Annotated in this window: 10 protein-coding genes; 2 read left to right on the top strand and 8 right to left on the bottom strand. The window is 56.9% G+C overall.

Annotated elements, in window-relative coordinates; translation table 11 throughout:
- The 3 genes from ACESLM_RS08280 to ACESLM_RS08270 all read right to left on the bottom strand — a co-directional run.
- The coding region (locus ACESLM_RS08280) for an NTTRR-F1 domain (protein WP_372631081.1) at positions 1-873 on the bottom strand (873 nt) is incomplete at its 3' end.
- 155 nt (positions 874-1,028) lie between these two features.
- Positions 1,029-2,363, bottom strand: a complete 1,335-nt coding sequence (locus ACESLM_RS08275; protein WP_372631080.1) for a nucleotide sugar dehydrogenase — start codon at positions 2,361-2,363, stop codon at positions 1,029-1,031.
- Positions 2,360-3,073, bottom strand: a complete 714-nt coding sequence (locus ACESLM_RS08270; protein ID WP_372631079.1) for an acyltransferase — start codon at positions 3,071-3,073, stop codon at positions 2,360-2,362. The genes ACESLM_RS08275 and ACESLM_RS08270 overlap by 4 nt, the downstream gene beginning before the upstream one ends.
- 157 nt (positions 3,074-3,230) lie before the next feature.
- On the opposite strand from ACESLM_RS08270, the gene ACESLM_RS08265 reads away from it, so the two are divergent.
- Both ACESLM_RS08265 and ACESLM_RS08260 read left to right on the top strand, forming a co-directional pair.
- Positions 3,231-4,337 carry a DegT/DnrJ/EryC1/StrS family aminotransferase gene (locus ACESLM_RS08265; RefSeq protein ID WP_372631078.1) on the top strand — a complete coding sequence of 369 codons (1,107 nt, stop codon included), beginning with the start codon at positions 3,231-3,233 and terminating at the stop codon, positions 4,335-4,337.
- 5 nt (positions 4,338-4,342) lie between these two features.
- On the top strand, positions 4,343-5,413 hold the full coding sequence (locus tag ACESLM_RS08260) for a Gfo/Idh/MocA family protein (RefSeq protein WP_372631077.1): 1,071 nt from the start codon (positions 4,343-4,345) through the stop codon (positions 5,411-5,413).
- Between the two features lie 23 nt (positions 5,414-5,436).
- On the opposite strand, the gene ACESLM_RS08255 is transcribed toward ACESLM_RS08260, so the two are convergent.
- From ACESLM_RS08255 to ACESLM_RS08235, 5 genes are all read right to left on the bottom strand, one after another.
- A complete protein-coding gene (locus ACESLM_RS08255) occupies positions 5,437-7,422 on the bottom strand; it encodes a glycosyltransferase (RefSeq protein ID WP_372631076.1) in 1,986 nt (661 codons plus the stop codon).
- A gap of 68 nt (positions 7,423-7,490) precedes the next feature.
- Positions 7,491-8,717 (bottom strand): MFS transporter, encoded by a 1,227-nt coding sequence (locus ACESLM_RS08250; protein ID WP_372631083.1) that lies wholly within the window; start codon positions 8,715-8,717, stop codon positions 7,491-7,493.
- An 11-nt stretch (positions 8,718-8,728) separates the two neighbouring features.
- Positions 8,729-9,634, bottom strand: a complete 906-nt coding sequence (gene rarD / locus ACESLM_RS08245; protein WP_372631075.1) for an EamA family transporter RarD — start codon at positions 9,632-9,634, stop codon at positions 8,729-8,731.
- A gap of 15 nt (positions 9,635-9,649) precedes the next feature.
- Complete coding sequence (locus ACESLM_RS08240; protein ID WP_372631074.1) at positions 9,650-10,273, bottom strand: DedA family protein; 624 nt, start codon at positions 10,271-10,273, stop codon at positions 9,650-9,652.
- A gap of 88 nt (positions 10,274-10,361) precedes the next feature.
- Positions 10,362-11,558, bottom strand: a complete 1,197-nt coding sequence (locus tag ACESLM_RS08235) for a PqqD family protein (protein ID WP_372631073.1) — start codon at positions 11,556-11,558, stop codon at positions 10,362-10,364.
- Positions 11,559-11,560: the final 2 nt, after the last annotated feature.

Raw genomic sequence — 11,560 nt, 5'->3', positions numbered from 1 at the left:
CGCTCCCGTTGCACCTGTTGCTCCTGTCGGACCTGTTGGACCTGTTGGACCTGTTGCTCCCGTTGGGCCGGTTGCTCCCGTTGGACCTGTAGCACCTGTTGCTCCAGCCGGGCCTGTCGCTCCTGTTGGACCAGTGGCTCCCGTTACACCCGTCGGACCTGTCGTTCCTGTTGGACCGGTGGCTCCTGTCGGGCCAGTCGCTCCTGTTGCACCCGTCGGACCTGTTGCACCCGTCGGACCTGTCGTTCCTGTTGGACCGGTAGCTCCTGTCGGGCCAGTCGCTCCTGTTGCACCCGTCGGACCGGTTGCTCCTGTTGGACCCGTAGCTCCTGTCGCACCTGTCGCTCCTGTTGCACCCGTCGGACCTGTTTCACCCGTCGGGCCGGTGGCTCCCGCAGGACCTCCCGTAATCGCCAACAACGCAACGTCGTCTACGAACAAGTCGGCCGTTCCCGCAATCGGAAATGTCTGGATGACGAGGAGACCTTGAGTAGCGCCCGGCGGAACCGGCGAAGCCGTTTGATAGAACTCCACCCAGTCGCTTCCGGTCAGGCTCGAAATGGCGAACGGAACGTGAGTGGATACTCCGGTTCCGAGAAAATTAAGCGCGTTGTCGTAATAGTTTAATCCGACAGAAGCAATGACGCCAATCGTTCCCGACGTTCTCGAAAAAGAGATGAACAGTTCAAAGCTTTCACCTGGGGAAACGGGAAAAAACTGATAGATTTGCGACAAAGTTGCCCCGCCTGCCAACTGAGCGCTAAAGAATCCCGAATGGCTTCTCGTATTGGTGACGGCAGCATTGACCCCTGACCACGGAGCCAGTGCCCCCGACTCGAATCCTCCATTGACGATACGGTTTTCAATAGACAATAGAATCTCACCACCTTTTGCCGCCTACTCGATTCCGCGCAAGCGAAAAAGCCTCACTCCTCCATGGCTTCGCCAATTGGAGAAGTGCCGGAACTTGTCACGAAATCTACTACAGCTTATTGAAACCGAGGCTTGCCCGTTCTAGTATTTGCCTCTCAATCCAGCGGATTTTTTTGGTCAAGCCCGATATTCCCGCTTCCGAATCGGTAAATGTGTCCCCCATTCATACCGGAGGTCGCGTTTCTCGTGTCTACGATAAAACGGGCATTGGAAACGATCCGCTGAACCGGCATTCCCGTGTGATTCGCCATGATAAAGATGCAGTCCGCCTCCCTCAGCAGATCGTCCGACAACTCCGAGCTGGTAATCTCCCGATTGCGGATACGGATGAACGGCACGATCGGATCGTGATAAGCGAAATGAATGCCTTCTTCCATTAATCGTTCGATAAGTTGAACCGCAGCCGATTCCCGAACGTCTCCCACATCCTTCTTGTACGCGACGCCGTAAATCACCGCATGACGAAGTCCGTCCTTCAGCATGCCTTGGGTCTTCCTCATCAAGTAATCCGCCATGGCGCGATTTTGCCGCTCAGCCAACTCGATAAAGGCGCTTTTCCTCCCAAATTGGCTTGCTCTCCATTGAAGATAGAGAGGATCGACGGGGATGCAATGCCCCCCGACGCCCGGGCCGGGGTAGAACGCCGCATAGCCGAACGATTTCGTCTTGGCTGCGTCGATCGCCTCCCACAGGTCGATTCCCATCTCATCGCACAGCATCGCCATTTCGTTCATGAACGAGATATTGATTAACCGATACGTGTTTTCCAGCAGCTTCGTCATCTCCGCAACCTCGGGAGAAGATACCCTCACGGTTTGTCCGAATGCTTGGGCGTACAGAGACTCCGTCCTGCGCAGGCAAGCGGGCGTCAGTCCGCTGACAACCTTCGGAATGTCCCTCACGCTGAATTTCGTGTTTCCGGGATCGATTCGCTCGGGAGAATACCCGACATTAAAGTCAATCCCTGCCTTCAGGCCGCTCTCTCGCTCCAAAATAGGAACCATTTCTTCCGAGGTCGTACCGGGATAAGTCGAGCTTTCCAGAACGATGAGCTGTCCCGGACGAAGCCGCTTGCCGGTTTCGGTAACCGCGGCATGAAGATAGCTCATGTCCGGGGTCGATCGATCCGATAGCGGCGTCGGTACGCACAAAATAATCGTTCCCGCCCGAGCGGAATCGTCGTATCGACTGGTCGGCACGAAGCTTCCCGAAGTCAACGCGCTCTGCAGCGCTTCATTCGTCAAATCCTTGACATAACTCTTCCCCTGCTTCAGGAATTCGATTTTCCTCTCATCCACATCCACGCCCGCTACAATAAATCCCTGTTCCGAGAATAATACGGCTAGCGGCAGTCCTACATAGCCGAGTCCGACGATCTGGACGCGGCGCGGATCGGGTTTCGCATCGCGTTCGCTCTGCTTGCTGGTCATTCTGTCACCTTCCTGTCCGTTATGGGTCTGGCCGGGTTGCCGACATACGTGAGCCCCGGCGGGACATCCCGGGTAATTACCGCTCCTGCCCCGATGACGGAACGCTCTCCGATGAGGATTCCCGGAAGAAGGGTCGCGTTGTTGCCGATTTTAGCTCCCCGTCGGATAATCGGTCCCTGATGAGCTTCTCCGCCGCTTCCCATGTATTTGTCGTTGGAGGTCGAACAACAAGGGCCGATGAAGACGTCGTCCTCGATAAGCATGTTGCTCGTAATGTAGCAGGACGTTTGAATCGTGACGAACCTTCCAATCACCGTATGCGGCTCGACGACGGCGTTCCGGCCGACAATGGTGCTTTCGCCGATCGTGACGAACTCGCGAATGCTGGCCAAATCTCCGACAAGCACGTCATCGCCGAGCGATACGCCGAGATAAATCACGCTATTGCTGCCGATAGACGCTCCGTCTCCGATGACTAGCGGCGGAAGCCGGGAGGGCGGTTTTAAAGCCTTTTTCTTGTTTCCCGTCGGCATTTTGCCAAGCACGGTTAGATCTCCGACGCTAACCCCGTTTCCGATGGTCGTGCCGGCTCGCACGATCGTGCCGTACCCGATTGCAACGTTGTCTCCGATCGTCACGCCAGCTTCAATGACTGAATATCGACCGATGGTCACATTGGTTCCCATGGATACGGACGGATCAATCGTCATTCTCATTCCTCTCTTTCGATACTTATGCGTTTTTTGACAAGACGTCATCTACATGGTTTATGCAAGTCCAACTCCGGTTGCTAGTGTGGTCGCGGAAGCAGGAGGAATACATGATGCATACCTTGTACGATCAATCGATAGCAGGGGGCGTGTACAGATGATTGAACTAATGCCGATCTCCCGGCAGTTTCGCTTGCTTAAAGACGACATTCTTGCCGAAATTTCCGACACGATCGAACAAGGACAGTATATTCTGGGACCGAAGGTGAAAAAGCTGGAAAGCCGAATCACCGAGCTGACCGGAGCGAAGCACGCCGTCGCGGTCGCGAACGGAACCGATGCGCTCGTGCTTACCCTCGATGCATACGGCATCGGTCCGGGTGACGAGGTCATCACGACTCCTTACACTTTCTTCGCCACCGCGGAGGCCGTCTCCAGAGTCGGCGCGACTCCGGTGTTCGTCGATCTCGATCGTTCCTGGAATCTCGATCCGGAACGAATCGAAGCGGCCGTAACTGCCCGGACGAAAGCGATCCTGCCCGTTCACCTGTTCGGGCAGCCCGCCGCCCTAGACGATATCCGGTCCATTGCGGACCGCCGAGGCCTTCTTGTCGTCGAAGACGCTTGTCAAGCCTTCGGCGCGAGCTACAGAGGGAAGCCGATCGGGACGATCGGCCAAGCGGGATGCTTTTCCTTCTTTCCCAGCAAAAATCTCGGCACGCTTGGAGACGGCGGCATCGTCGTCACGTCGGATGCCGGATTGGCCGGCCGGCTCAGAAGGCTTCGCCAGCACGGAAGCGCCGAACGGTATTATCACGACGCAATCGGCTATAATAGTCGGCTGGATGAGCTTCATGCCGCCATTTTGCTCGTCATGTTAAACAAGGTCGATGAGTGGCTGAAGAGAAGACGCGAGATCGCGCAAGCATACGATGAAAGGCTTCGACCGCTGAAACCTCTGCTAGAGGTTCCCGCCACGGAAGAGGGAAGACTTCATGCTTACAACCTGTACTGCATCACGAGTCCGAAACGCGATTCTATTCGCGAGGCCCTGTCGAAAAACTATATTCAAACCGGCGTCTACTACCCCCGCCCCCTGCATCTGCAGCAAGCCTATGCTTCTCTCGGGTACGCCGTCGGTGATTTCCCCGCGGCGGAGAGGCTTTCCAGGGAAGCTTTGGCGCTGCCGATGGGGCCTATGCTGACGGATCAGGAGCAGGAGCGCATCCTTGCCGTTCTCCTCGACATCGCGGAGAAAGGGTGAACGCCATGGTTCGTTTCGGTCTGATCGGATGCGGAAGCATCGCCGCCAAACACGTGGATTCCATCGCCTCCTGTCCGAATGCCGAGTTAGTCGCGTTGGCCGACCCCGTTCCGGAAAGAATGAACGTTCTTGTCGAAAAATACGCACGGGCCCGCTCCGTACCCGTTTCTTCAGTCTCCGCCTACGCGGATCCGAGCCTGCTTACGCAGGACGCTCGGATAGACGCGGTCGTCATCGCCGCTCCATCGTTTATGCACGCCAAGTGGACGAAGGAGTCGCTTCTCGCCGGGAAACACGTAATCCTCGAGAAACCGATCGCCCTTTCGTTGAAGGATGCCGACAGCATTGCCGAGCTGGCCTCGATCTCCCGACGGCGCGTGCAGGTATGCCATCAGCTTAGATACCGCCCTAATATGAGGCTTGCGAAGAACTGGATCGACCAAGGCGCCCTGGGAACGATACGCGCCGGCTCCGTCTCGATCCTATTGAATCGGTCTCCCGACTATTACGCCTCTTCCGCGTGGAGAGGCACGTGGGAGAAGGATGGAGGCATGCTGCTGAATCAAGGCGTTCATCTAATCGATCTGTTTCTGTGGTTAATAAACGATCGACCGGAATCGGTATATGGGGTAATCGGGCACGGCAATTCTCCTAAAGAAACGGAAGAATCGGCGGCAGCGACGGTCCGCTTCGCAGGAGGAGCCGTCGGTTCGATCGAGGCGACTACGCTGTGCAAGCCGAACAATCTGGAGCAGACATTGACGCTCGTCGGCGATCGGGGGACGATCCGAATAGGGGGAGCTGGACTGACGGAAATTAAACGTTGGCATTCCGATGACTTTCCCGCACCTCCCTTCCCGCTCGCAGCGGTCAATGAGCATCTCGAGATGTACGAGCATTTTATCGCCGAGCTCCAGGGAACGGCGGGAGATTCGCGATTGTGCGTTACCGCCTCGGAGGCGCGTCGTTCCCTGGAAGTGGCCTTCGCCGTCTACGAATCCTCGCATCTCGGCATTCCCGTACGCTTGCCGCTCGCGTCCTTCGATACGAAATCGATGTCCGTAAAAAAGAGCTGACTTCGAGTGAAGTCAGCTCTTTCTTATGGCTGCATCAGTTGACCGGTCTCGGCGATCAGCGCTTCGATCCGGAAACGATAAGCGTCGTCGGCGGCCAGGCTCAGGTCGAAGTATTGCTGCATTCGGTCGGTCAGCGGCTTGAGGCACTCTCTCTTCTGCTCCGCGGAGTAGTGCCGAATCCAGCCGCTTCCGAAATAAGCGCGGGCCATTCTTCCGAATAAATGGCCGATCTCGAAATTTTTCAGCGCCGCCCTCCGTTCCGCCCCTAGCGAGTTCCAATCCGAACGGGGGAGATAGACTTCCTCGGAGAAGTTTCCAATGAGGTATTCCAGAACGATGACAAGAGACGGAATTCGTTTCTCCATCTGGAAGGAAATGCTGTTTCCATGCTTGCGGTAACAAAGAACGGGGCGATTCAGCCACTGCGTCTTCCAACCGGCCCTCAGATTGACGAGGCAATTCAGCGTGTCCCCGGCGGTCGGCTTTCTCTCGTCTACCGTCCATTCCGCCTGCCGGTCGCGATAATACGCCAATTTGTATAATCCGATCATCGGTATAACGCCTGACCCCATTCTCTGGAAGATGCTGCGCACCGCGTCATTCGCCGCGTAGTCGCGGTACGTCCACTGCCCGGTAGGTCTGCCCGCCTCGTCTACGAGCCTGAGGTTTCCGTACACGTATTCCAGATCCTCACGACCTCTGAAACACGCCATATATTCCTCCAGAACGCGATCGTGCGGCAAATAATCGTCCGCGCTCAGAATCAGGGCGAAGTCGCCCGAAGCCTCCTGAAAGATCTCGCGGATCGCGACATCGGTTAACCCGACGTTGCTTGGATGCGCGATCAGCCGAATGGACGGATCGATGGCTCGGAAGCTTTCTATTCGCTCCAGGGAACCGTCCGTCGAGCCGTCGTCGATAATGAGAATTTCCTTGTTCGGATAAGATTGACGGATCGCGGTTTGCAGGCATTCGTCCAGAAACCGGCCGTAATTGCAATTAATGATGCCGATCGTAATTGTCGGCGATTTGGTATCGACCGTTTCCGGCTGAACCGTGCCCAGCGGATGCAGGAAGTCCATCAACGCTTCGATCTGGCGAACGTTCGCCGCGAACGAATAACGACTTTCTACGAATTGGCGATACTCCACAGAATCGTATTCGTCCTCCTCTACCCTGTCGACCAGTTCGTCGATCGTATTCCACACCCATTTCTCGCCGTACACTTTTTTCGCCCCGTAGAAATGGTGAACGAGCGGCTTGACGCCCGCGGCCATTGCCTCCATGACCGACATATGCTGACTCTCCAACGGGCTCGTCGAAATGATATAATGCTTATCTTTCAGATAGGCGTTCAGATCGGACTGCCAGCCGTCGAAGAGAACGCTGCCCTGCAAGCCAAGCTCACCGATCATCTGTTCGAAATAGAGCTTGTAGCGCATATCCTGATACTTGCCGGCAATATGAAGCCGATACCTCGGATCGCGGTCGTGAATCGCTTTGAACGCGTGCAGAAGAAGCATCGGACCTTTCTTGTAGTTGACGTAGCCGACGTATGCGATATTAAAGCCCTTGGAACGCCGAACTAACGGATAACGCTCCATCGCGACTCCGTTCGGAATGACGATGGTCCGTTCCATCGGCAAGGAAGGGAGCTGACTAAGCACGTACTCCTGAATCGGCTTTCCGACGAAGATTAGTCGATCGACAACCTTCCAGTTTACTTTATGAATGACATTCGTGAACGCTTCGTAGCTGTGCAATCTGCATACGATGCGCCGAAAAGCCGCGATCGGCAGACGGCTGGCGTGCGCGATCAGCTCGTCGCACCATTCGAACCAGCACACATCCGCCCATTCCATAGCCTGACCGATGCCATCGGTGCTGCGGATGACGAACTTCCGGGTATCGTACTCTCGCGAAAGATGATCGATGATCGGCTGAAGAAAAGCATCCAAACCGGGTTTTACGAAGAAGGCGATTTTAACGAAAATAGGAATAACCTCCAATCTATCGATATTGACCTACCGATAGTTTATGAGGTTATTCCCCTTCTTGATTGTGTCGCTGCGGACTACTACACCAACTCATTCCTTCTGCGCAAATAGACGTACAGAACGATGCAGCTTGCAGAGCATAACAGCGCCAACAGTGCGATGAACCCGTAGCCGGCCTGCAGTCCCAGCGTCAGACTTTCCTTGGCTTCTTTGCCGGCTCCGAACAGCTTCCGGGCTCCGTCGATAATGACGCCGATCAGCAGATTGCCGATGACGCACGCGATCCCCATCAGCGTCACGGTGAACGTAATCGCCGTTTCCGTGCCGCGGGGATACCGCTTGGCGATAATGGCCATCACCGTCGGATAGATCGGCGCGATGCCGATGCCGGCGACCGCGAATAGAATCGCGCCCGGCTCGCCGATCACAATAGCCGCGAGACTGCAAAGTCCGGAGAACGCCGACATGAGGATAATAGACAGCGTATACCCGATTTTGTCCGTTACAGGCCCGAGGAACAACCTCGCTCCCATGAAGAAGACGAAAAAGATCGACAGCATCCGGGAGGCGGCTCCGGTAGACCAATCGTATGCCTTCTCCAAGTAGTTGACCAGCCAGCCGCCGACGGCCAGCTCGGAGACGACTCCCAGCGACAAGACGAGCACGATCAGCCAAGCGACCGGATCTTTGCTGACGCTCTTAAGCGTCAGGCGCTCGCCCTGCTCCTCCCCGCCGTCGCCGGGAAACTTGGCCATCAGCGAAGGAAGGATCGGCAGCAGCGACAGGGACAGCATAATCAGGTACATCCCCCGCCAACCCAACTCGCCCCCGAACACATTCCATCCCATCATGGAAGCGGCAACGATCGGAGCGACCGCCGAGCTAAGCCCGTAGAAGAAGTGGGAGAGGTTCATCATTGCTCCCGTGTTTTTGGTGAAAATGCGGGCCGCCATGATCGCCAGACCGATCTCCAGCATGCCGTTGCCGATGTACATGAGAAAATAAGACGCCGACAGATGAACGTAGTTCGCGGACACATACAGGAGTACGCCGGATACAGCCATCGAGGCGAATGCGATGATTCCCGTCCGCTTGATGCCGATTCTGCCCGACAGCGCGCCCGTGAACGAGCAGGCGACCAAGTAGCCGAGCGAATTGAAGGCCAGCAGCATGCCGAGCTGCGTTTCGTTTAAGCTGAAGTCGGCTTGCATCCTCGGGATGGCCGGGCCTTTCACGTTCTCGGAAAAGCCGAAAACGAGAAAGCCCCCGAACACGACGAGCAGCAGCAGCCAATCATTTCTTTTCATGGTGTTCGTCTTCAAGTCGAAGTTCCTCCGCGGGCCTCAAGTGGAGTCGAATGCGCCTTGGCATCCCGAATCGTAGCCGCCGCGTACACGATCAGCGCCGCCCAGATCAAGGTGAAGCTGATCAGCGTCACATGGCTGACCGTCTCTTCGAAGACGGTCACGCTCAGAATCAATGTCAGCGTAGGACCGATATATTGAATGAAGCCGAGCAGCGACAGCGGCAGCTTCTTGGCCGCCTTGGCGAACAGCAGCAACGGCAGCGCCGTGGCGGCCCCGGCAAGCAGCAGCAGCACGAGCGAGGACGCGGGAAGCGTCCAGGCGGTGGCCGAATGCGACGCGCCGAGATAGCTCCAGTAGATGAACGCCGCGGGAACGACGACCGCGGTTTCCGTCATCAGGCCGAGCGAAGAGTCGATCGTCACTCTCTTCTTGACGAGACCGTAGAGGCCGAAGCTGAGCGCCAAGGTGAGGGAGACCCACGGAACGCTGCCGTAGTCGATCGTAACGAGGACGACGCCGGCTCCCGCCAGCGCGATCGCCAGCCACTGCCCTCCCGTCGGCTTCTCCCGCAGAAATCCGATCGCCAGAGCTACGTTGATCAGCGGCGTCAAATAATAACCCAGACTCGTCTCGACGACATGGCCGTTGTTGACCGCCCAGATGAAGACGAGCCAGTTGACCGTAATCAGCAAGCTGCTCGCCATAAGAGGCAGCAGCGTCGCGCGGTTTCTCAGCAGTCCGGCCAGTTCTCTCCAACGCCGCTGCAGCGAAATCAATCCGGCCACGAAAATAAACGACCAGATGATTCTGTGCGACAAAATCTCTCCGGCCGGCATCGTTTCGAATTCCTTCCAATAAAGAGGAAGCAGTCCCCAAATCATATAAGCGAATATCGCGTTAAACAGTCCGCTTTTCATGATGCCTCGCTCCATTTATTCCGACCCTACCGCCTGTCTCTTTTTCCGACCGTTCAGCACGGCTCTTCTGACGCCCCAGACGACACCGGCGACGACCGCAGCCGCAATCGCGAGCTTCCACGAATGATGCTCGATCGCGTGCAGCACCCTTTCCCACTGCGGACCGAAGACATGGCCCATGCCGACGAACAAAGCGCACCAGATCAGCGCCCCTCCGTAAGCGTACGCCGCGAACGTCCGAAACGGCGAACCGATGATTCCGGCGAAGTAGCCGGTCACATGCCTGACCCCCGGAATGAAATAGCCGATAAAGACGAGCACGTTCCCGTATTTTTGATACCATTTCTTCGTCTTCTCCAGCTTGGACGGGCTAAGCAGCACCCACTTGCCATACTTCTCGACGAACGGCATTCCCGCCTTTAAACCGATGAAATAAGTGATCGTCATGCCGATCGTCGTACCGGCGAAAGCCCACGCGAACGCCTTCCATCCGTTCAAAATGCCCACATACGACAGATAGCCGGCGTACAGCATCGTCGTCTCCCCGGGAAAAGGCAACGCGATGAATTCCAGCAGCAAACCCAGGAACAAAACCTCGTAACCGTACTGGTCGAACAGTTTCTCGATATTAAAGCTCATTGTTTCTCTCGTCCTTTTCTCTTTAGCGCTGCCCTCCTATTATACCTGATTTTAATAGAAAAGACGCCCATCCCGAGTCGGGGGCGTCTTAAGCCTTCCGAAAGGCGCGTTTCCTGTTTCTTCTGTCCTTTAGAGCCGTACCGGCTCCTATGACGTACAGCGCAAGCCGGAGTGCCGCCAGCGACAGCAGAACGGCCCCGTCCCAGAACGGGCCGTCCAGGGAACCTCTCGTCACTTGGTCGACCGCCTGCGTAATCGCGTAGTATCCCGCTGGAATGCTGTAGACGACGAACAAGCACGCCACCGTTCCGATTCCGGCGAAATACGCGGCAGCAAACCACCGGCCTGCCGTCCGTTCGCTGCGGGGCAAGCTTGCCCATCCGGCGCGCGCCGCTTCGTCCCTCCTCCACAGCTTGCGGAGAAACAGCCTGCCGCTTCCGGCGAGATCCGCGGAATGAGCGGCGTTGCCGATCACATAATACACGTCTGTGCGAAGAAAGACCATGAACTGGGAGAGCAGCCCGAGCAGGAGCAGCAGCGCGACCAATCTTGCCATCGCATGGGCGAATCCGCCCTCCGGCAGAACGCTCTGCGCCAGCATGACCGCCAGCAGCACCGCGGTATCCCAAGCCATTCCCGCCAGATACGGGAAATACCGCGCGCTCTTCTGCTTTCCCCACAGGCCGGTCATATCGGTCTCCGCCACGACGAACACGAACCGGATATTCAACCTCATCCGGGCGCTGACTCCCGCGCCGTAGGCGGCGAGCAAGTGGGCGCATTCATGAAGGAAGATCAGCAGGCAGGCCGTCGCAGAGACGAGCAGCGAATTCGTGCCGATCACGGGTAGAACGAACATATCCCGATAGCTCGGAAACAGGTCCCGATCGTTCAGCACCATTCCGATCACTGCCGCGAGCGCGAGCAGATACGCCCATTTCGCATGGGAGCGGAACAGAGCCGCGCCGATCCTGGTCGCCAGAATCTCCCTCTTCTTAGGCCGCGGACGATCCGCATCGTGACTGCTCTGTCCCAGCAAGCCGAGCTCCGCCAGGTCGGACGCGAAATCCGCCACGTCCAGATCGAGGCCCTTCTCCTCCGCGATTCGCCGCTTGATCTCCGCGACCTTCCTCGTTCCGTCGGCCAACTCGACGATGAATACGGCCGGTTCGGGCACCCGGATAAACCTGGGAATGTCCGGGTCGCCTATCGTATAATGCTCCCCGTCCCGCTGGACGGTCAGATGTGACAGATCGATCACTTCGTTCTCGTCCGCCTTCGGCATCC

The sequence above is a fragment of the Cohnella sp. genome (assembly GCF_041641335.1).
In the GTDB taxonomy this organism is placed as follows: Bacteria; Bacillota; Bacilli; order Paenibacillales; family Paenibacillaceae; genus Cohnella.
The sequence above is the reverse complement of the archived record's forward strand: the minus strand, read 5'-3'. Positions and strand labels throughout refer to the sequence as shown.